This is a genomic window from Actinoplanes sp. ATCC 53533 (genome assembly GCF_003947245.1).
The window spans coordinates 1-21,334 of sequence record NZ_QHHV01000089.1 but is presented as its reverse complement, the minus strand read 5'-3'; the positions used below and the strand labels follow the sequence as shown (position 1 = coordinate 21,334).

The 21,334-nt window shown below is 71.5% G+C and carries 21 protein-coding genes; 11 read left to right on the top strand and 10 right to left on the bottom strand.

Annotated elements, in window-relative coordinates; translation table 11 throughout:
• Positions 1-16: 16 nt before the first annotated feature.
• The 6 genes from DMB66_RS27455 (at position 17) to DMB66_RS27430 (ending at position 5,674) form a co-directional block, all read left to right on the top strand.
• Positions 17-679: a DUF998 domain-containing protein gene (locus tag DMB66_RS27455; protein ID WP_158647382.1), complete on the top strand. Its 663-nt coding sequence runs from the start codon at positions 17-19 to the stop codon at positions 677-679.
• The gene (locus DMB66_RS27450) at positions 676-1,941 is read left to right on the top strand and encodes a sensor histidine kinase (protein ID WP_125806998.1); all 1,266 of its coding nucleotides are present in this window, start codon (positions 676-678) and stop codon (positions 1,939-1,941) included. The genes DMB66_RS27455 and DMB66_RS27450 overlap by 4 nt, the downstream gene beginning before the upstream one ends.
• On the top strand, positions 1,938-2,594 hold the full coding sequence (locus DMB66_RS27445; RefSeq protein WP_125806997.1) for a response regulator transcription factor: 657 nt from the start codon (positions 1,938-1,940) through the stop codon (positions 2,592-2,594). The genes DMB66_RS27450 and DMB66_RS27445 overlap by 4 nt, the downstream gene beginning before the upstream one ends.
• A 79-nt stretch (positions 2,595-2,673) precedes the next feature.
• Positions 2,674-3,567, top strand: coding sequence for an ABC transporter ATP-binding protein (locus tag DMB66_RS27440; RefSeq protein ID WP_125806996.1), 894 nt, complete (start codon positions 2,674-2,676; stop codon positions 3,565-3,567).
• Positions 3,564-4,631, top strand: a complete 1,068-nt coding sequence (locus DMB66_RS27435; RefSeq protein ID WP_125806995.1) for an ABC transporter permease — start codon at positions 3,564-3,566, stop codon at positions 4,629-4,631. Before DMB66_RS27440 ends, DMB66_RS27435 begins: the two co-directional genes overlap by 4 nt.
• A gap of 77 nt (positions 4,632-4,708) precedes the next feature.
• Complete coding sequence (locus DMB66_RS27430) at positions 4,709-5,674, top strand: LLM class F420-dependent oxidoreductase (RefSeq protein WP_125807020.1); 966 nt, start codon at positions 4,709-4,711, stop codon at positions 5,672-5,674.
• Here the strand turns inward: DMB66_RS27430 and DMB66_RS27425 are convergent.
• From DMB66_RS27425 to DMB66_RS27415, 3 genes are read right to left on the bottom strand one after another with little or no spacing between them, the layout of a single operon-like run.
• The gene (locus tag DMB66_RS27425) at positions 5,671-5,961 is read right to left on the bottom strand and encodes a hypothetical protein (RefSeq protein WP_125806994.1); all 291 of its coding nucleotides are present in this window, start codon (positions 5,959-5,961) and stop codon (positions 5,671-5,673) included. The genes DMB66_RS27430 and DMB66_RS27425 overlap by 4 nt on opposite strands.
• Positions 5,961-6,266, bottom strand: a complete 306-nt coding sequence (locus DMB66_RS27420; protein WP_125806993.1) for an AbrB/MazE/SpoVT family DNA-binding domain-containing protein — start codon at positions 6,264-6,266, stop codon at positions 5,961-5,963. The genes DMB66_RS27425 and DMB66_RS27420 overlap by 1 nt, the downstream gene beginning before the upstream one ends.
• Before the next feature lie 45 nt (positions 6,267-6,311).
• Positions 6,312-7,151, bottom strand: a complete 840-nt coding sequence (locus tag DMB66_RS27415; RefSeq protein ID WP_125806992.1) for a DUF4081 domain-containing GNAT family N-acetyltransferase — start codon at positions 7,149-7,151, stop codon at positions 6,312-6,314.
• Between the two features lie 124 nt (positions 7,152-7,275).
• On the opposite strand from DMB66_RS27415, the gene DMB66_RS27410 reads away from it, so the two are divergent.
• A complete protein-coding gene (locus tag DMB66_RS27410; protein WP_233624870.1) occupies positions 7,276-7,896 on the top strand; it encodes a PadR family transcriptional regulator in 621 nt (206 codons plus the stop codon).
• A gap of 328 nt (positions 7,897-8,224) precedes the next feature.
• On the opposite strand, the gene DMB66_RS27405 is transcribed toward DMB66_RS27410, so the two are convergent.
• Positions 8,225-8,863, bottom strand: coding sequence for a class I SAM-dependent methyltransferase (locus tag DMB66_RS27405; protein WP_125806991.1), 639 nt, complete (start codon positions 8,861-8,863; stop codon positions 8,225-8,227).
• A gap of 126 nt (positions 8,864-8,989) precedes the next feature.
• On the opposite strand from DMB66_RS27405, the gene DMB66_RS27400 reads away from it, so the two are divergent.
• A complete protein-coding gene (locus DMB66_RS27400) occupies positions 8,990-9,895 on the top strand; it encodes an AraC family transcriptional regulator (RefSeq protein ID WP_125806990.1) in 906 nt (301 codons plus the stop codon).
• On the opposite strand, the gene ispG is transcribed toward DMB66_RS27400, so the two are convergent.
• From ispG to DMB66_RS27380, 4 genes are read right to left on the bottom strand one after another with little or no spacing between them, the layout of a single operon-like run.
• Positions 9,882-11,054, bottom strand: coding sequence for a flavodoxin-dependent (E)-4-hydroxy-3-methylbut-2-enyl-diphosphate synthase (gene ispG / locus DMB66_RS27395; protein ID WP_125806989.1), 1,173 nt, complete (start codon positions 11,052-11,054; stop codon positions 9,882-9,884). The two genes, DMB66_RS27400 and ispG, sit on opposite strands and share 14 nt — an antisense overlap.
• Before the next feature lie 10 nt (positions 11,055-11,064).
• Positions 11,065-12,321, bottom strand: a complete 1,257-nt coding sequence (locus tag DMB66_RS27390; RefSeq protein WP_125806988.1) for an RIP metalloprotease — start codon at positions 12,319-12,321, stop codon at positions 11,065-11,067.
• Positions 12,321-13,532 carry a 1-deoxy-D-xylulose-5-phosphate reductoisomerase gene (gene dxr, locus DMB66_RS27385; RefSeq protein ID WP_125807018.1) on the bottom strand — a complete coding sequence of 404 codons (1,212 nt, stop codon included), beginning with the start codon at positions 13,530-13,532 and terminating at the stop codon, positions 12,321-12,323. The genes DMB66_RS27390 and dxr overlap by 1 nt, the downstream gene beginning before the upstream one ends.
• A 14-nt stretch (positions 13,533-13,546) precedes the next feature.
• Positions 13,547-14,104, bottom strand: coding sequence for a YcxB family protein (locus tag DMB66_RS27380; RefSeq protein ID WP_125806987.1), 558 nt, complete (start codon positions 14,102-14,104; stop codon positions 13,547-13,549).
• 54 nt (positions 14,105-14,158) lie between these two features.
• Here DMB66_RS27380 and DMB66_RS27375 point away from each other — a divergent pair, with 54 nt between their 5' ends.
• Positions 14,159-15,085, top strand: coding sequence for a YhjD/YihY/BrkB family envelope integrity protein (locus DMB66_RS27375; protein WP_125806986.1), 927 nt, complete (start codon positions 14,159-14,161; stop codon positions 15,083-15,085).
• On the opposite strand, the gene DMB66_RS27370 is transcribed toward DMB66_RS27375, so the two are convergent.
• Positions 15,082-17,235, bottom strand: coding sequence for an MMPL family transporter (locus DMB66_RS27370; RefSeq protein WP_233624869.1), 2,154 nt, complete (start codon positions 17,233-17,235; stop codon positions 15,082-15,084). The two genes, DMB66_RS27375 and DMB66_RS27370, sit on opposite strands and share 4 nt — an antisense overlap.
• 94 nt (positions 17,236-17,329) lie before the next feature.
• Here DMB66_RS27370 and DMB66_RS27365 point away from each other — a divergent pair, with 94 nt between their 5' ends.
• Both DMB66_RS27365 and DMB66_RS27360 read left to right on the top strand, forming a co-directional pair.
• On the top strand, positions 17,330-18,037 hold the full coding sequence (locus DMB66_RS27365) for a TetR/AcrR family transcriptional regulator (RefSeq protein WP_125806985.1): 708 nt from the start codon (positions 17,330-17,332) through the stop codon (positions 18,035-18,037).
• An 11-nt stretch (positions 18,038-18,048) separates the two neighbouring features.
• Positions 18,049-19,635, top strand: coding sequence for an NAD(P)/FAD-dependent oxidoreductase (locus DMB66_RS27360; protein WP_125806984.1), 1,587 nt, complete (start codon positions 18,049-18,051; stop codon positions 19,633-19,635).
• Here the strand turns inward: DMB66_RS27360 and DMB66_RS27355 are convergent.
• The gene (locus DMB66_RS27355) at positions 19,632-21,173 is read right to left on the bottom strand and encodes a Rieske 2Fe-2S domain-containing protein (RefSeq protein ID WP_125807016.1); all 1,542 of its coding nucleotides are present in this window, start codon (positions 21,171-21,173) and stop codon (positions 19,632-19,634) included. The genes DMB66_RS27360 and DMB66_RS27355 overlap by 4 nt on opposite strands.
• Between the last annotated feature and the right edge of the window lie 161 nt (positions 21,174-21,334).

Genomic DNA, 21,334 nt, shown 5'->3' with positions numbered 1-21,334 from the left:
GGCTACCGTGATCGCGATGCCCTCGCTCCCCGTCCGCCGCCGCCTGGTCGCCGCCCTGGCCGGCGCGGCGGTCCTGGTGGGCGCGCTGACGATGCTGGCCGGGCTGGTCGCCGTGCCCGGTCCGTGGACGGCGGGCTACGTCAGCGAGGCCGGCACGACCGGCATGCCGCTGGCCGGCGGCTACCGCTGGGGACTGATCGGGCTCGCCCTGGGCGTGGCGCTGCTGGGCCGGGCCCTGCGGCGCGACTCGCGGCCGGTGGCGGTGCTGCTGGGCGCCGCGGCCGCGCTGGCCGCCTGCTCGGGTGCGGTGCCGTGCACCGGCGGCTGCCCGCTCCCGCCGTACGAGCCGACCACCGTCGCCGACGTGACCCACACCGTGGCCAGCGTGGTCGGCATGGTCCTGCTGGCCGGGGCGATGGCGCTGGTGGCGTTCTCCGCGTCGTTCGATGCCGTCTCCCGGCGCCTGGCGGCCGCCGCCCTGGTGTTCATCGTGCCGCTCGGCGGCGCCCTCGGGCTGATCATGCTTTTCGTCGGCCGGGGTGCGCTGGGCGCCACGCTGGAGCGCGTGCTGCTGGTGGTGGCGGTCAGCTGGCTGATCGGCACGTCCGTGGCGACCGCCGCGGCCGGCCGGGCCCGCCGCGAGCCGAGACCCGGCCGCCGTGCGATGGTCGACGGATGACGCCCCCGACCGTCGACGACGCGCCGCGCCCCGCGCCGACCTTCCGCCAGCGCCGCATCGACCTCGGCATCGCCCTGGCCATCGCCACGATCGCGGTCCTGAACGTCTTCCTGGCCCGCAGCGCCGGCCTGTTCGCCTCGGACAGCGCGCCGTCGGTGATCGAGCAGCTCGGCTGGTCGCTGGCCGTGATGCTGCCGCTCATCTGGCGGCGCAGCCGGCCGGAGGTCGTGGCGGTGCTGGTCTCGATCTTCTTCATCGGCGGTCAGGTCCGCGGCGCGCAGGAGCAGCAACTGGCCACCGGTGCCGTCTTCGTCGCGATCTACACGCTCGGCGCCTGGGGCCGGGACCGGCGCCGGAGCCGCCGGCTGCGGCTGGCCATCATCGCCGGCATGTTCGCCTGGCTGGCCGTCGCCTTCATCCTTTCGCACGACGAGATCACGACGGACGGCACGTCCGGCGAGCTGCCCCCGCTGCTGGCCGCCGTGCTGAACGCCATCATCGTCAACGTGGCCTTCTTCGGCTTCGCCTACGCCCTGGGCGAGGCGGCGCGGCGGCAGTGGCAGCTGGAGGTGCGCACCGCGGAGCTGCGGGCGGCGCAGGCGGTGGCGGGTGAGCGCGCGGTCATCGGCGAACGGGTCCGGATCGCCCGGGAGCTGCACGACGTCGTCGCGCACCACGTGTCGGTGATGGGCATCCAGGCCTCGGCCTGCCGCCGGGTCATGGACAAGGACCCCGACCGGGCCCGCACCGCGCTGACGGCCGTCGAGGACAGTGCCCGGACCGCGGTGGACGAGCTGCGGCGCATGCTGGGCGCGCTCCGCGACACCGGCGGCGCCGGCGACGAGCCGCCGACCGGGGCCGACCTGGACCGGGTCGACGACCTGATCGCCCGCGCCCGCGAAGCGGGCCTCACCGCGACCTGCGACGTGTACGGCGACCCGGTGCCGCTGCCCGGCTCGGTGTCGCAGGCCGCGTACCGGATCGTCCAGGAAGCCGTGACGAACACCTTGAAGCACGCCCACGCGACCACTCTGGACGTCCGGATCCGCTACCTGGCCGGCGAGCTCGAGCTCGACGTGGCCGACGACGGCCGGGGCGCCGTGCCGGGTGCCGGCGGCGGGCTGGGGCTGATCGGCATGCGCGAGCGGGTCGCGGTGCACGACGGTGTCCTGGAGACCGGGGCGCGCTCCGGCGGCGGCTTCCGCGTCCGCGCCCGGCTGCCCCTCTCGCGGGAGCTGACCGGCGCCGGGGAGCAGCGATGATCCGGGTGCTGCTGGCCGACGACCACCGGCTCGTGCGGACCGGCTTCCGGGTGATCCTGGAGAGCGAGGACGACATCGAGGTGGTCGGCGAGGCCGCCGACGGCGCGCAGGCCGTCGACCTGGCCGCCCGGCTGCGGCCCGACGTGATCCTGATGGACGTCGAGATGCCCGGCCTGGACGGGCTGGAAGCCACCCGGCGGGTCACCGCGCAGGGCGGCCCCTCGGTGCTGATCCTGACCACCTTCGACCGCGACGACTACCTCTTCGCCGCGCTGCAGGCCGGGGCGAGCGGCTTCCTGCTCAAGAACGGCACCCCGGAGGCCCTGACCGAGGCGGTCCGGGTGCTGGCGGCCGGGGACGCGCTGCTGGCGCCCGCGATCACCCGGCGGGTCATCGAGACCTTCACCAACCCGGCGCTGCGGCGACCCGGCGCCGGGGCCCGGCTCGCCGAGCTGACCCCGCGCGAGCACGAGGTGCTGCTGCTGATGGCGAGCGGTGCCACCAACGCCGAGATCGCCGGGCGGCTGCGGCTGGGCGAGACGACCGTGAAGACGCACGTGAGCCGGGTGCTGATGAAGCTCGGCGCGCGGGACCGCACGCAGGCCGTCGTGCTCGCGTACGAGCTCGGGGTGGTCCGGCCGGGATCCGCCTGAGATCCTCCGGAAGGAGGACCCCCGACGGTCATCCTCGGGCCGGACTCGCCGGCGCCGTCGGCGCCCTAGCGTTGGCACCATGACCAACGTGCTGAAAGTCGAGGCCGTCAGTCGCAGCTTCGGGGACCGGCGAGTGCTCGAAGACGTCACCTTCTCGGTGGAGGCCGGGCGGATGACCGGCTTCGTCGGTGCCAACGGCGCCGGCAAGACGACCACGATGCGCATCATGCTCGGGGTGCTCGCGGCGGACGCGGGCGAAGTGACCTGGCAGGGCGAGCCGCTGACCCGGGAGCTGCGCCACCGCTTCGGATACATGCCCGAGGAGCGCGGCCTCTATCCGAAGATGACCGTCACCGACCAGATCGTCTACCTGGCCCGACTGCACGGGCTGAGCACCGAGGCCGCCCGCCGCAACACCGCCGCCCTGCTGGAGCGGCTGGGGCTGAGCGACCGGGGCGGCGAGCACGTGGAGAAGCTCTCGCTCGGCAACCAGCAGCGCGTGCAGATCGCCGCCGCGCTGGTGCACGACCCCGAGGTGCTGGTGCTGGACGAGCCCTTCTCCGGGCTCGACCCGCTCGCCGTCGACGTGGTCGTGGGCGTGCTGCGCGAGCGCGCGTCCGCGGGCGCCCCGGTGCTGTTCTCCAGCCACCAGCTCGACGTGGTGGAGCGGCTCTGCGACGATCTGGTGATCATCACGGCCGGCCGGATCCGGGCCTCCGGCAGCCGGGCCGAGCTGCGCGCCGGCTATGCGCAGCCACGCTTCGCCATCCAGGTGGAGACCGACGCGGGCTGGCTGCGCGACCAGCCCGGGGTGACGCTGGTCGACCTCGACGGCGCCCGCGCCGTGTTCGACCTGGCCCACGGCACCGACGACCAGGAGGTGCTGCGTGCCGCGCTGGCCCGCGGCCCGGTCCGCTCCTTCGGCCCGGTCACCCCGTCGCTCGCCGAGATCTTCCGAGAGGTGAACCAGTGAGCACCTTCGCCGCCGCCCAGCTCGTCGCCGCCCGCGAGATCAAGGTCAAGCTCCGGGACAAGACCTTCCTGATCAGCACGGCGTTCTTCCTGCTGATCGCCGTGGCCTCCACGGTGCTGCCGCCCATCCTGGAAGGTGGCCCGACCGAGGTCGCGACGGCCGACCGTACGGTCGCCGCGGCGCTGCGGCAGGCCGGCCTGGAGGTGCGCGCGGTCGCCGCGGACGCCGAGGCGGAACGGCTCGTGCGCGACGGGGACGTGGAGGCGGCCGTGGTCGCCGGCCCGACCGTGCTCGGTCTGGACGAGGCGCCGGGCGAGGTGGTCGAGGCCCTCAGCACGGCGCCGCCGGTGCGGTTGCTCGACCCGGACGCCACCGATCCGTTCGTGGCCTTCGTCGTGCCGTTCGCCCTGGCCTTCCTGTTCTTCATGACCTCGTTCACGTTCGGGCTGCAGATCGCGATGAGCGTGACCGAGGAGAAGCAGACCCGGATCGTCGAGATCCTCGTCGCCAGCGTGCCCGTCCGGGCCCTGCTGGCCGGCAAGGTCGCGGCGATGACGCTGCTGGCGTTCGGGCAGATCGCGCTGGTCGCGGTCGTCGCGTTCGTCGGCATGCGGATCGCCGGAGTGAGCGCGGACGTGACCGCCCTGGTGGGGCCGACCATCGCCTGGTTCCTGGTGTTCTTCCTGATCGGCTTCGTCATGCTGGCGACGCTGTGGGCGGGAGTGGGCGCCCTCGCCGCGCGGCAGGAGGACATCAACGGTGCTTCCGCGCCCCTGCAGCTCGCGGTGATGGGGCCGTTCCTAGCCGTGCTCTTCCTGCAGGAGAACGCCGCGGCGATGACGGTGCTGTCCTACGTCCCGTTCTCGGCGCCGATCGCGATGCCGGTGCGGCTGTTCACCGGCGACGCGGCGGGCTGGGAGCCGGTGCTCTCCCTGATCGTGCTCGCGGCCTCGACGCTGGTGTTCCTCGCCGTCGGCGCCCGCGTCTACGAGGGATCGCTGCTGCGCACCAACGGGCGGACGTCCTTAGCGACCGCCTGGCGCAGCAGGTCCACGGTCGGCTGAGCCAAGCGGTGGAAGCGACCGTGGTGGACCTCACCTCGATCACAGGGCAGGATCGGGACATGCCGACGCGATGGGGAATGACCGTACCGCTGGGCGGGGTTCCGCTGGCCGAGCACGCCGCGGTGTTCGCGGCCCTGACCGACGCGGGTTTCACCGACCTGTGGTCCTCCGAGGTGGCCGGCACCGACGCCTTCACCCCGCTGACGCTCGCCGCCGCCTGGCAGCCGCGGGCCCGGCTCGGGACGGCGATCACCCCGGTCTTCACCCGGGGGCCGGCGCTGCTGGCGATGACCGCCGCCGCGCTGGCCGAGGTCGCACCGGGCCGGTTCCAGCTCGGCATCGGCGCGTCGTCACCGGTCGTCGTCGGCGACTGGAACGCCGCCGATTTCACCAAACCGTTCGCCCGCAGCCGCGACATGCTGCAGTTCCTGCGCGCGGCGCTGGCCGGCGAGGTGGTCGACCGCGAGTTCGAGACCTTCCGGGTGCGCCGCTTCCGCCTCGAACGCCCGCCCGCGACCCCACCGGCGATCCTGCTCGCCGCCCTGCGCCCGGGCATGCTCCGGCTGGCCGCCGCGGCCGCCGACGGCGTGATCCTGAACTGGCTCGCGACCACCGACGTGCCCCGGGCGCTGGCCGAGGCCAAGTCCGACCGCCCGGACTTCGACGTGGTCGCGCGCATCTTCGTGTGCCCGACCGAGGACGCGGCCTACGCGCGCACGGTCGGGCGCCGGATGATCGCCGCCTACCTGACGGTGCCGGCGTACGCGGAATTCCACCGCTGGCTGGGCCGGGAGCCCGCGCTCGGCGCGATGTGGGCGGCGTGGGCGGCCGGCGACCGCCGGGGCGCGCTCGCGGCGATCCCGGACGAGGTGGTGGACGAGCTGGTCGTGCACGGGTCACCGGAGCAGTGCCGCGAGCACGTGGCGCGCTATGCGGAGGCCGGCGTCGACGTGCCGGTGATGGCCCTGGTGCCCACGCCGGAGCTGGAGAAGGGCGGCGCGGCCGCCCTCGCCGACCTGCTCCCGAGGCTGGGCCAGCCCTAAGGCCGATCGAAGATGTCGTGAGTGCCGATGCGTCGCCACACGATGTGTTGTTCCCCGGATTGGACTTCATCGCCGTACTGAAACGTCGCTCGTCCGTCGGGCGCCCAGGTCATCTCCCAGATGTCCTCGTGCCCTGACATCTTCTTGACTCGCAGGCTCTTGCGGAACTTGGCGGCGCGTAGGTCAGCCACGAACTTCGCCACGGCCTTCCTGAATGCCTTCCGCTGCGCCGGCGTCAGACTCTTGAGGTCCTGTCGGAAGGTCTGCAACTGATCCCAGGTGGGCATCAGTCCTCGCTCAGGGAGTCCAAGAAGGCGTCGTCGCTGTGATGGCGCACATGCCGGCCCGCGGCCAGGTCTGCGTCAGCCTCGGCCTCCTTGGCCTGCCACTCCGCCGTATAGAACCATGCCTGATCGCGAGGTATCAGGGCCGCGGGCGTGAGCACGATTTGCCCCTCTCTGACGGTGACAAGGAGGTTGTCGCCCGGTTCGAGGTGTAGCTGTTCGCGTATCGCAAGCGGGATCGTCAATACGCCCTTGCTACGGAGCGATGCTGATAGCGGGCGGCCCGCGGCGTCCACTGCAGTCGACATGCAGCAAGTATGCCAGGAAGAAAGTCTGCCTGACACCCCGCCGGCTCAGAACAGCACGGTGGCGAAGCTGCCGTTCGGCACGAAGCCGCAGCGCGCGTAGACCCGGCGGGCGGGCGCGTTGTAGTCGTTGACGTACAGGCTGACGGTGGGCGCGACGCGGCGCAGCGCGTCGCGCAGCACCGCCGCCATGGCGCTCGCGGCCATCCCGCGCCCCCGGAATTCCGGGTCCACCCACACTCCCTGCACCTGCGTGGTGCGCCGGGTGACGATCGCCAGCTCGGCCTTGAAGACGACCCGGTCACCGATGAAGCGCGCGTAGGCCCGCTTCGAGCGCACCAGCTCGGCGATCCGCCGCTTGTAGCCGCGCCCGCCGTCGTCGAGCAACGGCGAGACCCCGACCTCCTCGGTGTACATCGCCACCGCGGCCGGGAAGAGCTGGTCGATCTCGCCGGGCTGCACCAGGCGCACCTCGGGGTCGGGCTCGATCGCCGCCTCCCGGTCGGCGACCAGCAGCGGCTGATGCGGCCGCACGTCGCGGGCCGGGCCCCAGTGCCCACCCAGGCGCTCCCACAGGTCGAGCACCGCGTCGGCACGGCCGATGATCGACGAACAGATGCGCGGCTCGGCGCCGAGCAGGTCGGCGTAGGCGGTCACCGCGGCGGGCGTCGTGCACACCGGCACGAGATGCGCCCCGGACCAGCAGAGCGACTCGATGCGGCGGCCGGTGCCGTAGCCGTAGATCCGGCCGTCGGAACGCCACCAGTTGAGCCCATGCGCCGCCACCCGCTCGGCGATCTGAGCGCCGGCGTAGGGGTCTAGGTCGAGGATCCGCTCGACCGTCGCCCGCTCGGACTCGCCGAGCTGACGAATGGGCACCGTCAACACAGATACCAGATTGCCAGATGGCGGCCCGGATACACCCACGCCGTTCGCTCGGATCGGAGAAACCCTTGCGGCGGACATGTTGTCGATATATCGTCTAACTATCGACAACAGATCGGAGAAGATCATGCGACACCACCACATGCGCGAGGGTCACGTGCACCCGGGCAGCCTGCGCGAGGGTCTGATGCGCGGCTTCGGCTTCCCACCCGGATTCCCGTTCGGCCAGGGCGGCCCCGGCGGCTTCGGCGGCGGTTTCGGCCCCGGAGGTCCCGGCGGCCCCTGGCGCGGCCAGCGCCGCGGCGGCCGCGGCAGCCGGCCCAACGTGCGCCCGGCCCTGCTGGCGCTGCTGCTCGAGCGGCCCATGCACGGTTACGAGATGATCCAGGAGCTGGAGAGCCGCACCGGCGGCATCTGGCGCCCGAGCCCCGGCTCGGTCTACCCGACCCTGCAACTGCTGGAGGACGAGGGCCTCATCGAGGCCGAGGCCACCGGCGGCCGCAAGCGCTTCACCCTGACCGAGGCCGGCCGCGCGGAGGCCACCACGGCGGCGGAAAACCCGCCGTGGGCGCAGTTCAGCAACGACACCATGTCGCAGGTCCAGGACTTCCGCGACGCGGCGGTCGGCATCATGGACGCCCTGCGCCAGGTCGGCTTCAACGGCACGCCGGAGCAGCGCGACAAGGCCCTGGAAGTGCTCAACGAGACCAAGCGCAAGCTCTACGCGATCCTCGCCGACGCGGAGTGACATCTCGGCGCGAAACGGAGGCGCACCCTTCAGCGGTGCGCCTCCGCTGATTTTCCGCTACGGCGCGGGCGGCCCACAACCGCAACACCGTCGCCCGCCCGCACACCCGCGAGCCAGGCGACAGCGCCGGCCGGTCAGCCACCGCCGGGCTATGTGCCGCGGGTTGCTCACTTTGCTCTGCTTCCCCATGAGAAACACCGGCAGCTCTGCTTCCCCATGAGAAACACCGGCAGCTCTGCTTCCCTATGAGAAACACCGGCAGCTCTGCTTCCCCATGAGAAACACCGGCAGCTCTGCTTCCCTATGAGAAACACCGGCTGGGCTACGGCTACTTTTCGGCGCGGTAGAAGGCGTAGCCGCCGAAGCGGGCCTGCTCGCGGCCGTTCTCCGCGACGCCGGTCAGGCCGGCTTCGGTCAGTGCGGCGAGCACCAGTTCCGGACGGTTCCGAGCCAGCCGGGGATGGCCGTGCGTCTTCCGGCCGGACGGTGTGCCGTCGACGTCCACCACGTGCAACTGCCCGCCGGGACGGAGCACCCGCCGGACCTCCCGCAGCGCCCGCAGCCGCTCGGCTTCGTCGAGGTGGTGCAGCATGAAGGCCGACAGCACCCGGTCGAAGCCGTCGTCGGGCAGCGGCAGCTCACCGGCGAAGGCCTGCTCGAGCCGGATCGGCAAGCTCCGCCGGGCGGCCTTGCGCCGGGATCGGCGCAGCGCGGCGGGGTCCGGGTCGATGCCCACCGCCTCGACGTCCAGCCGGCGTCGCCCGAGGGCCGTCAGCAGGTTGCCGGTCCCACAGCCGATCTCCAGCACCCGCTGGCCCCGCCGCAGGTCCGCGCGGTCGAGCAGCCGCTCGTGGATCCGGCCGACTCCCGCCAGCCGGGTGAACGGGTCGTAGAGGGGCAGCAGCCAACGCTTGCCCATAGCCGGGATGTACTGCCGCTGATGGTGGTCCTGCGCATGTCCGGTCATGTCGCGCTCCTGTCGGATCCGACGAACTTCGGTCGTACCCTGAGCCTTGTGCGGCAGCCGGACGCGGACAATGGTGGATCCGTGGCCCCGATAGGACAATCTTCGGTTAGACCGGCGGGAAAGCAGGTGCCCGTCGTCGGCTTCGGCCACCGGCCGGGCGTCGCCCCGGTCGCGGTCGCCCACCTGCCCGAGGACAACCCGGCCGGCGACCCGCCCGCGATCGGTGCGCACGCCCACGACTTCCTGGTGCTGTTCTACGCACACCGAGCCGCCGGGACGCTGGTGCTCGACGGGCGGACCTGGCAGGTGACCGACGGCGACCTGTTCGTCATCGCCCCGGGGCAGGTCGTGTCCTTCGCCGGTCCGCACGAGACGGTGGCCGCGGACGGGTGGGTGGTCTGGTTCCCGGCCGACGTGGTCCGGCCCGGCACGCCCGGGGTCTACTCGTCGTGGCGGTCGCACCCGCTGCTGTTCCCGTTCGCGCGGGGCATCGACCGGGCGCAGCGGCTGCGCATCCCCGCCGCCGAGCGGGCCGGCTGGGTCGAGCGCTTCACCACGCTCGACGCCGAACTACGGGCCCGGAGCGACGGCTTCCACGAGGCCGCCCTCGCCCACCTGACCCTGTTGCTGGTCGCCGCGGCCCGGTTGTCGACCGACGTCGCCGATCAACTGCGCGCCTCCGACGAGCCGCTGCTCGCGGCCGTCTTCGACGTCATCGAGCGGCGTTACCAGGAGCCCATCTCGCTGGCCGACGTCGCCGCCGAGGTCGCCCTCACCGCCGGCCACCTCACCACCGTGGTGCGCCGCAAGACCGGCCGGACGGTGCAGCAGTGGCTGGCCCAGCGGCGCATGCGGCAGGCCCGGCTGCTGCTGACCGAGACCGATCTGACGGTGGCGGCGATCAGCCGCCGGGTGGGCTACCCCGACGCCAGCTACTTCATCAAACGCTTCCGCGCCGACCACCAGGTGACCCCGGCACAGTGGCGCGGGGGTCACCTGACCGCTCGTACCGGAAGGATCAGTGGACCGTGACGGTCGGGCCCGGGAGGAGCTCGCGGAGCTCGTCCGGGAGCTCCGCACCCATCTGGTCGGCCAGCCGCAGGGCCTCCTCGACCAGGGTCTCCACGATGATCGATTCCGGGACCGTCTTGATGACCTGGCCCTTCACGAAGATCTGGCCCTTGCCGTTGCCCGACGCGACACCCAGGTCGGCCTCGCGGGCCTCGCCGGGGCCGTTCACGACGCAGCCCATGACCGCCACCCGCAGCGGCACCGGGAAGCCCTCGAGCGCCGCCGTAACCTGCTCGGCCAGCGTGTAGACGTCCACCTGCGCGCGCCCGCAGGACGGGCAGGAAACGATCTCCAGGCCGCGCTCGCGCAGGCCGAGTGATTCCAGGATGCCCTGGCCGACCTTGATCTCCTCGACCGGCGGCGCCGACAGCGAGACCCGGATGGTGTCGCCGATGCCCTCGGCCAGCAGCGCGCCGAACGCGACCGCGCTCTTGATCGTGCCCTGGAACGCCGGGCCCGCCTCGGTGACGCCGAGATGCAGCGGATAGTCGCACTGCTCGGCGAGCTGCCGGTAGGCGCGGATCATCACGACCGGGTCGTTGTGCTTGACCGAGATCTTGATGTCGCGGAAGCCGTGCTCCTCGAAGAGCGAGCACTCCCACAGCGCCGACTCGACCAGCGCCTCGGCCGTCGCCTTGCCGTACTTCTGCATGATCCGCTTGTCGAGCGAGCCCGCGTTGACGCCGATCCGGATCGGGACGTTCGCGTCGCCCGCGGCCTTGGCGATCTCCTTGACCTTGTCGTCGAACTGGCGGATGTTGCCCGGGTTGACCCGGACCGCCGCGCAGCCGGCGTCGATCGCCGCGAAGACGTACCTGGGCTGGAAGTGGATGTCGGCGATCACCGGGATCTGCGACTTCTTCGCGATCGCCGGCAGCGCCTCGACGTCGTCCTGCGACGGCACGGCGACCCGGACGATCTGGCAGCCCGAGGCCGTGAGCTCCGCGATCTGCTGCAGGGTGGCGTTGACGTCGGAAGTCAGCGTCGTCGTCATCGACTGCACGCTCACCGGCGCGCCACCGCCGACCGGCACGTTGCCGACCATGATCTGGCGGCTGTGCCGGCGGGGGGCCAGCGGCGGCGGCGGTACGGCCGGCATACCGAGACTGACAGCGGTCATGTGCGCACTCTCACTTAGAGAAGATGGTGATCGGGTTGATCACGTCGGCCGTGGCGGTCAGCAGCGTGAACGCGCCACCGATCAGGATGACGGCATAGGTCAACGGCATCAGCTTGAAGTAGTCCACGCGGCCGGGATCGGGCTTGTGCAGCTTGCCGTAGATCCAGGTGCGGACCCGCTCGTACCAGGCGATGGCGATGTGGCCGCCGTCCAGCGGCAGCAGCGGGAGCAGGTTGAAGATGCCGATGAAGACGTTCAGCGAGATGAAGATCAGCAGGAACACCTCGGGCACGCCGCGCTCGATCGCCTCGCCGCCCAGCCGGCTCGCGCCGATGACGCTGATCGGGGTGTTCGGGTCGCGTTCGGAGCCGGTGATCGAGTTCCACAGCGCCGGGATCTTCTCCGGGATGCGCTTCATCGCCACGAACGAGCCCTCGACCAGGCTCCAGTCGTATCGCAGGCTGGCGCCGATGGCGTCGACCGGGCCGTAGGTGACCGTGCCGGGGATGTCGATGCTCTGGCTGATGCCCACCACCGAGACCTCGGTGACGGTGCCCTTCGGGTCGTCCAGCGGCGGGCGCTGCGCGGCGATCAGGTTGACCGTGGTGCTGCCGGGCTGCCCGGCGCGGGTGTATTCGAAGGTCGTCGCCCCCGGCTTGGTGGCCCGGATCACGTTGGTGAGCTGCCCGTAGCTGGTGATCGGGACCTCGCCGACCTTGGTGATGATGTCACCGGTCTTCAGCCCCGCGGCTGCCGACGGCGCCGCCACGTCGGTGCCGGTGCCGATCTTGCACTGCTGCTCGGTCAGCACGACCTGCACGCAGTCGGCCACGGTGATCTGGGCCGGGAGCGCGACCTGCTGCTGCACCGTCTGCGGCACGTCGGGGTTGGGCAGCCCGACGAAGACCGCGGCGCACCAGGCGGCGACGATGGCCAGCGCGAAGTGGGTGAGCGAGCCGGCCGACATCACGACCGTGCGCTTCCACACCGGGAAGCGCCACATGGCCCGCGGCTGGTCGGCTTCCGAGACGTCGTCGTCCTGCGGGGTCATCCCGACGATCTTGCAGAAGCCGCCGAGCGGGATGGCCTTGAGGCCGTACTCGGTCTCGCCGCGGCGGAACGAGAAGATCGTCGGACCGAAGCCGACGAAGTACTGGGTGACCTTCATCCCGTACCGCTTGGCCGTGATCATGTGGCCGAGCTCGTGCAGGCTCACCGAGATCAAGATAGCCAGCGCGAAGGCCGCCGTCCCCAACCAGTACAGCATCAGGCTCCTTCAGCCGCCGTAGCGATCATCCGTTGTGCCTGGGCCCGCGCCCAGGCTTCCGCGGTCAGCACGTCATCGACGGTACCCGGCTCGTCGAAATCGGGTGCCGCCGCGAGCACCGCCTCGAGGGTGTCGACGATGCCCAGAAAAGGTAGCCGACCGGACACGAACGCGGCCACACACTCCTCGTTCGCGGCGTTGTAGATGGCCGGGCGACAGTGTCCCGCCTCACCGGCCGCCTTGGCCAGCCGGACCGCCGGGAATGCCTCATCGTCCAGCGGGCGCAGCTCCCAGTTGTGCGCCAGCGTCCAGTCGACGGCCGCCGCGGCGCCGGCCACCCGCTCGGGCCAGGCCAGCGCGAGCGCGATCGGCAGCCGCATGTCGGGCGGGCTGGCCTGGGCCAGCGTGGAACCGTCCAGGAACTCGACCAGCGAGTGCAACACCGACTGCGGATGCACCATGACCTCGATGGCGTCGTACGGCACGTCGAACAGCTCGTGCGCCTCGATCACCTCGAGACCCTTGTTGACCATGGTCGCCGAGTTGATCGTGACGACCGGGCCCATGTCCCACGTCGGGTGCTTGAGCGCCTCGGAAGGCGTGACGTTCGTCAACTCGGTGCGCCGCCGGTCGCGGAACGCTCCCCCGCTCGCGGTCAGGATCAGCCGCCGTACCTCCGCGGCCGTGCCGCCGCGCAGGCACTGGGCCAGCGCGGAGTGCTCCGAGTCGACCGGCACGATCTGCCCCGGCCGCGTCACCGCGGCCTTGACCAGCGGGCCGCCGGCGACGAGCGACTCCTTGTTGGCGAGCGCGAGCGTACGCCCGCAGCGCAGCGCCGCCAGCGTCGGCGGCAGCCCGAGACTGCCCACGACCCCGTTGAGCACCACGTCGCAGGGCCACTGGGCGAGTTCGGTCATCGCCTGCGGCCCGGCGACGATCTTCGGCAGCTTGAAGTCGCCGGTGGCCCACCCGCGCTTCTGCGCCTCGGCGTAGAACGCGAGCTGCAGATCCTGCACGACGCTGGAACGCGCCACGCCGACCACGTCGACCGCCAGCTCGAGCGCCTGGGCGGCGAGCACCGCCACGTTGCCGCCGCCGGCGCCGAGGGCGACCACCCGGAACCTGTCCGGGTCGCGGCGAACGATGTCGATGGCCTGAGTGCCGATGGATCCGGTCGAGCCGAGCAGTACCAACTCCCGCATGCCGTCCATCTTCCTCTGCCGCGTCACGGCGTCGGCGGGCGTACCCCGAGGGTTTTGGGCTCGGCCGCCGCGGGCCGCGCGACGGGCGGCAGGACGGCCGCGGCCCGCCGGCCGACGTTCTCGCTCAACAGGGCCCGCAGCTGGGCGTGCTGGTCGTCGGTCAGGCCGCCGACCGGCACGGTGACGAAGCCACCACCGACCAGCCCGAGGATGACCTGACCGGGCAGCTCCGCCGTGCTGCGGATCGCCGCCCAGCTCAGCTCGCTGCGCATCAGCTCGGTGCTGAACCCGGCGCCGTCCGGCCCGAAGCAGTACGTCGTCGGCCGCCCCACCCGCTGGACGCCCAGCCGGGTCGCCTGCCGCGCAGCCAGCTCGACGATGCCCACACCGACGAACAGTCCCAGCGCCAGGCCCAGGAACAGGGAACCGAGGCCGGCGTCCAGGACCAGCCAGCAGAACAGGCCGGCGACCCCCGCCAGCAGGCCCGCGGCGCGCAAGATGGCGAACCGCTCCCGGCTGAGGTGACGGACGGCGGCCGCGAGCAGGCGCTTGTCCGGCTCGGCCACGAAGGACAATGGCATATCAGCTCCCATGATCGTGCGGATCGTAGCGCCACCGTGGGTATGGGTGGGGGCATGGGATCCCGGGCGGCGGACGTGCGCCGCACCTTGTCGGCGCCGTTCCGGCCACTGCGCGGGCAGGACCTGGCCCTGCACGCCGCCGCGGTGACCTTCTACGCCGGGATCGCCGTCGTGCCGGTGGCGCTGCTGGCGATCTGGATCGCCGGTCTGGCCGCCGGCGCCGACCGGGTCCGTCAACTCACCGCCCACACGATCGACGCCCTGCCGGCGGCGATCGGTGCGCCCCGGGCGATCTCCGCGCTGATCGAGGCGGGCCTGCACCTGACGCCGGTGCTGGCGCTGGCCAGCCTGCTGCCCGCCACCCTGTACGGCGAAGGCCTGCGCCGCGCATTCGTCTCACTGGACGAGCCGAGCGAGCCGGGCGATCCGGGCAAGGCCGGCGAGCCGAGCAAGGCGGGCGAGCCGAGCAAGGCAGGCAAGGCGGGCAAGGCGGGCGAGGCGATGGTCGGCTGGCGCGGCCGGATCCTCTGGCTGCCGCTGCTGGCCGCCTCCCCGGCGCTGCTGCTGGCGCTGTTCCTGGCGCTGCCGGTGACCAGCGGCCTCTGGGTCCGCGGCGGCTGGTACGCGGTCGCCGGCGTGGTGCTGTCGTTCCTCGCCGCCTGGCTGGTGCTGACCCCCGTGGTGATCTGGGTCTACCGCGGCGTCGCCCCGGGCCGCCCGGAGTGGCTCGCGACGGCGCTGGTCGGCTCGTTCACGGCCGCGAACCTCTCCGGCTTCCTGCACGGTTTTGTGCTCTTCTGCTCGCTACCACTGGATCTCGGTGTGCCGTTCGGCGGTTTCACCGAGGTCGGCGGCACTGTCGCCGTCGGGCTCTGGCTCTACCTCTTCCACGTCATCCTGCTCGCGGGCTTCGCCGCCAGCCGGAGCGCCAGCGCCTTCCAGCTCGCCAGACGGGCCGCGAAGCCGGCTCCGTCCCGCTAGACGGGCACGGGCTGGCGGTCCGGCTCCGGCGCAGCGGGCTCCGTCTCGCGGAGCCCGTAGCGGGCGTAGAAGCGGGCCAGCGGGCCCGGCGCCCACCAGTTCCAGCGGCCCAGCAGCCGCATCGTCGCGGGCACCAGCAGCGCCCGGACCAGCGTCGCGTCCACGATGATCGCCACGATCATGCCGACGCCGATGGTCTTGATGACGGTCACCCCGCCGGTGGCGAAGCCGGCCACCACCGTGATCAGCAGCACCGCGGCGGCCGTGATGATGCCGCCGGTGCGCTGCAGCCCGGCCGCCACCGCCGCGGTGTTGTCTCCGCTCGCGTCCCATTCCTCGCGCACCCGGGACAGCAGGAAGACCTCGTAGTCGGTGGCCAGGCCGAACAGCACGGCGAGCACCAGGATCATGTTGCTCGGCTCGATGAAACCGGTGGAGGAGAAGCGCAGCAGGCCCTCCAGGTTGCCGTCCTGGAAGATCCAGACGACCACGCCGAAGGACGCGCCGATCGAGACCAGGTTCATCAGCACCGCCTTGATCGGCAACAGCACCGAGCCGAAGGCCAGGAAGAGCAGCAGCATGGTCGCCACCGCCATGATCAGCGCCATCCAGGGCAGCCGGTCGGCCAGGCTCTCCAGCAGGTCCGCCTCGACCGCGGGCCGCCCGCCGACGAGCACCTCGGCGCCGGCGGGCGGGGGCAGCTCCCGGATCCGCGAGACGATGTCGCGGGACTCCGCGCCGGACAGCGTGCCCGGGTAGGTCACCGTGATCAGCGACGAGGCACCGCGCTCGGCGGTGACCGCGGCGGCGGTGACGTCCGGCAGCCGGCCGATCCGCGCGGCCAGCTCGGCGCCCGGCGCGCCGGTCACCAGGACGGTGATCGGTTGCTCGCCGCCACCCGGGAAGCCGCCGGCCAGCCGCTCGCCGACGACCCGGGCCGGGGTGTCGGCGGGCAGCACCCGCTCGTCGAAGCCGCCGAACTCGACCCGCAGGAACGGCGCCGCGAAGGCGGTCAGGACGACGAGCACGCCGACGACGTACAGCACCGGGCGGCGCATGACGCTGTGCGCGATCCGGGCCCAGCCGGCGCCGGGACGGGCGCGCTGCGGCAGCGGCAGGCGCAGCTTGTCGATGCGGTGGCCGAGCAGGGACAGGACCGCGGGCAGGACGGTCAGGGCGGCCAGCATCGCGATCAGCACGGCGGCGATGCCGCCGATGGCCATGCCGCCCAGGAACGGCTGCGGGAAGATCAGCAGGCTGGACAGCGCGAGCACGATCGTCAGGCCCGAGACCACGACGGTACGGCCGGCGGTCGCCACGGTGGTGCGGATGGCGGCGGCCACGTCCCGGCCGTTCGCCAGCTCCTCGCGGAAGCGGCTCACCACGAACAAGGAGTAGTCCACGGCCATGCCCAGGCCGAGCAGCGTGATGACGTTGATCGCGAAGACCGAGATGTCGGTGACGTAGGTCAGCGCCCGCACCGCGACCAGCGCCCCGAGAATGGCGATGCCGCCGATGAGCAGCGGGGACAGCGCGGCGATCAGCCCGCGGAAGATCAGCACGAGCAGCACGAACAGGATCGGCAGCGAGAAGATCTCGGCCCGGGTGATGTCCCGCTCGGTCTGCGTGTTCGCCTGGTCGGTGAAGGCGACCAGGCCGCCGACCTCGGTGGTCAGCGCGGGCGCGGCGAGGGCCGGCTCGACCCGGTGGTACGCGGCCACCTTGCCGTCCTCGTCGGCGGCCGTGAGGTAGACGGCCGCGTAGGTGGCCCGCTTGTCGATGCTGACCAGCGCGGGTGCCGCGTTCTCGTCGGTGTAGGCGGCGACCTGGGCGACGTCGGCCTCGGCCCGGATCCTCCCGACGGCGCCGGCGACCGCGGCCCGGAAGGCCGGGTCCGTCACCGTGAGCGTGTCGCTGGACCAGAGCACGACCAGGTCGGGCTCCCGCTGGCCGAGCTGCGCGGCGATGCCCGTGGCCGCCTTTCTCGACGGGCTGTTCGGGTCGTCGTAACCGCCGCCGGTCAGCGCGCCGAAGACCCCCGCGCCCCAGGTCGCCCCGGCCACCACCAGTGCGAACCCGGCGACGAGCACCCACCGGCGCCACCGGACGACCGCGCTGCCCCACCAGCCGAACATATGTCTGCCTCCCACGCGGCCCGTTACAGTCGCCTCAAGATCTTGGACAACTCAGTGAACGCCGTTTACCCTCGCAAACAGCGTTAACCCACGTCAACGGAGCCAAGCTATGACGACGACCACGTCCAGCCGCCGCGAACGGCTGCGCGCGGAGACCGTCACCGAGATCAAGGACGCCGCCCGCCGCCTGCTGGTCGCCGGCGGCCCGACCGCCATCTCCTTACGGGCCATCGCCCGCGACCTCGGCATGACCGCCCCCGCCCTGTACCGGTACTTCACCAGCCTGGACGCCCTGATCCTGACGATCGTCACCGACCTGTTCGAGGACCTGCGGGCCACCGTCGCGGACGCCGCCACCGACTACGGCGACGAGCCGCCGCTGGTCCGGGTCGGCCACATGGCGCGCGCCTTCCGCCGCTGGTCCCTCGACCGGCCCGCCGAGTTCGCGCTGATGTTCGGCAGCCCGGTGCCCGGGGTCACCCCGTTCGCCGAGCAGTGCGGGCCGCTCAACGACGCCGGCGCGCGCTTCGGGGAGACCTTCTTCACGGTCCTGGGTGAGCACTACGCGAGCCACCCGTTCGGCGGGGAGGCGCCGGATCTGCCCGAGCCGGCCCTGCGCGAGCTGTTCAAGCCATACCTGGACACCTTCGGTGACCGGTTTCCGCTGCCCGTGATCTACCTCTTCGTGGCCGCCTGGACCCGCCTGTACGGCATCGTGGCGATGGAGGTGTTCGGTCACCTGAGGTGGGCCATGACGGACGTGGAGCCACTCTTCGAGGTCGAACTGGCGCGGACCGTCAGCCGATTGGCGCGCTAGGCTCCGCTGCCATGAGCTCTCTGCCCGAACGCGCGGACGTGGTGATCATCGGGGCCGGCCACAACGGCCTGGTCTCCGCGGTGCTGCTGGCCCGCGCCGGACTCGACGTGGTGGTGCTCGAAGCCGCCGACGTGCTCGGCGGCGCCACCCGCACCGAGCGGCCGTTCGCCAAGGTGCCCGGCCTGGGCCAGTCCACCGGCTCGTACCTGCTCGGCCTGATGCCGCCGGAGCTGCTGCGCACGCTCGATGTGGACATCCCCGTGCTGCGCCGCGACCCGCACTACTTCCTGCCCACGCCGGGCGGGCCGGGCGCGCCGTACCTGCTCTTCGGCACGGACCGCGAGGCGACCCGGGCGCAGATGCAGCGGTTCTTCTCGCCCCGCGACGTGGCCGCCGACGAGGCGATGCAGGTCGAGATCGCGGCGCTGCGCGCCGACCTGGCGCCGGCCTGGCTGCGGGAGCCCGGCACGGTCGAGGAGGTCGCCGACCGGCACATCCGGCCGCAGCTGCAGAGCACGTTCATCGACCTGGTCCGCGGCTCGGTCGCCGACTACCTGGCCCGGTTCGGCTTCAAGAGCGAACTGCTGATGAGCATGTACGCGGTCACGGACGGCCTGTCCGGGCTGAACGCGGGCCCCGACGACCCGGGCACCGGCCACAACTTCCTGGTACACAACATGTGCCGGCTGCCGGGCTCGGACGGCACGTGGATGATCGCGGCGGGCGGAATGGGCACGGTGTCCCGCACGTTCGCCGAGGCGGCGCGCGCGGCCGGTGCGTCGCTCTTCACCAACACCCCGGTAACGGCGGTGACGGTCTCCCAGGGTGCCGCCACGGGCGTGGTGCTGGCGGATGGACGGGCGATCTCGTCCCGGGTGGTGCTCGGCTCGTGTGACCCGTACCGGTTGATGAGCCTGGTCCCGGAGGGTGCGCTGCCCACGGCCCTGACCGACCGGATGGAAGCGGTTCGTCGTCCCGGGACGACGCTGAAGGTGAACCTGGCCCTGCGCGACCTGCCCCGGTTCTCGTGCCTGCCACCGGAGAGCCCGTCACCGTTCGGCTCGACGATCCACCTGCTGCCGGGCTCGGCGGGCCTGGACGGCCCGGATTCATCGATGGCGGCGCTGCGCGCCATGTGGGCGGAGGTGCAGGCCGGCCGGCTGCCGGCGGAACCGACGATCGAGTGGTACGTGCACACGACCGTCGACCCGTCGCTGCGAGACGAGGCGGGGCATCACTCGTCGGCCCTGTTCGTGCAGTCGGTGCCGTACGAGCTGGCGACGTCGTCGTGGGACGCGGAGCTGCCCGGCTACGTCGACCGCCTGCTCGCCATCGTCGACAGGTACGCGCCCGGCACCTCGGAGCTGGTGGCGGACACGATGTCGCTGACCCCGCCGGGCATCGAGAAGCACTTCGGCATCACCGGCGGCCACATCCATCACGTGGACAACACGGTGGCCTTCAACGAGCGCATGCCGTACGCGACGGGGCTGGACGGCCTCTACGCGGGCTCGGCGGGCGCCCACCCGGCGGGCAGCGTGATCGGCGCGGCGGGCCACAACGCGGCCAAGCGCATCCTCGCCGACCTGGCCTTCTAGGACTCCGTCCGCGCGGCGCGGATCTTGTGGCCGGCGCTGGTCAGGCACTTGCCGCTGGGCAGGTCGAACTTCCAGCCGTGCAGCTGGCAGGTCAGCACGTTGCCGTCAACGATGCCGAAGCGGCTCAGATCCGCCTTCAGGTGCGGGCAGCGACGCTGCACCGTCCATTCGCCCAGCTCCGTGTCCTCCGCGTCGACCGACTTCTCGTGCTCGTCGTACCAGCCCTCGGCGTACTGCAGGCGTTCCTCGGAGAGGCACTTGAAGAAGGCGTAGACGAACTCGTTGTACTGCCCGATCCGCGCCGCGGAGAAGCGGCAGGACAAGAAGAGCGAATTCACCCAGTCGCCCTCGTCGATGAAGATCAGGTGCTCGATCAGCTCGCGCTGGGTCTTGAAGCGGTAACGGACCTTCTCGTCGCCGTACGGCCGGACCTGCTTGCCCGGGAAGTCGACCACGATCGACTCGACCGAATCGCCGGAGTAGGACAGCAGGTCGAAGCGGACCGGGCCGCCGACGCCCTGGGCCAGGTAGATCGACTCCTCGAGGAGCGGCTCGATGCGCTTCTTCAGCTCGCCCAGCACGTCGATCTCCGGGTGCCGCCAGGACGCCTTCTCCGCCGCGATGATCGGCGCCTTACGCTCACGCATCTCCTCGAGATGCGCCTTCTTGCTGGCGAAGAACTCATCCACGTCCGTCGGGTGCGTGGTCTCGATGCTCTCCGCGTCCAGCGTCGTGACGCTGCCCGGCAGCAGAACCACAGCGTTGGTACCGCCCACCTTCGCGTACTCGCTCAGGAACACCGACTGGTCGGGGAAAATGTTTCCCTCGTCACCGTGGATGTCGTTGAACTGCCACAACTCGTCATCCAGGAAACACGGCGGGCCCGCGATCGGGAAGACATGGTCGGCCTTCAGATCATCGATATAGCGCCAGGTGCGGTCGAACTGACGGTCACGCTTCTGCTTACCGAACGCCGTCTTCGCCGCCTGCGGCAACTCATAGACCATCGGATACCAGATCGCCCCGGAAAACTGCAGCATGTGCGCGTGCACGTGACCCAACTCGGTGAACCTCGACAGGTCCGTCGGACGGGCATCGTTCTGATTGAGCACCCGGACACCGTCATGCTCCACCCACAACGACGAGTCACCGATCGGACCGTCGGTAGGGCTGATCAACGCCTGGATCATCACCTTCAGGCCGCCGTCGAGCTCGTGCACCTCGTCGCTCTTGGTCTTGAAGAAGCTGGTGAAGCCGAGCGCACGCAACTCGTCCTCAAGCTGACTGGTCGGATACTCCGGCAGCAACACCGTCGCCTTCTTACTGACGAAACGCTTCAGGTGCGCCGCGTCGAAGTGGTCGCGGTGCAGGTGGGAGACGTACAGGTAGTCGACGTCGCCGAGACTCTCCCAGTCGAGCAGGGAGTTGTCGGGGAACGGGAACCACGACGCGAAATACGCCGGGTTGACCCACGGGTCGCACAGAATGCTTCCCGCGCCCGTGTCGATCCGCATGCTCGCGTGGCCAGTGCCCGTGATCCGCACCGTTCAGCTCCCTCGGTCCCGCAGATGTCCGACGGCATCGAAGGTACCGGGTCCGGGTTGGTGGGCCGCGCGCGGAGGCGCCATGCGAAACTGATCGGGTTGTCATCACCATCGTCGCAGGAGGACCGAGTCGTGGCAGAAGAGCCGGTTTACGC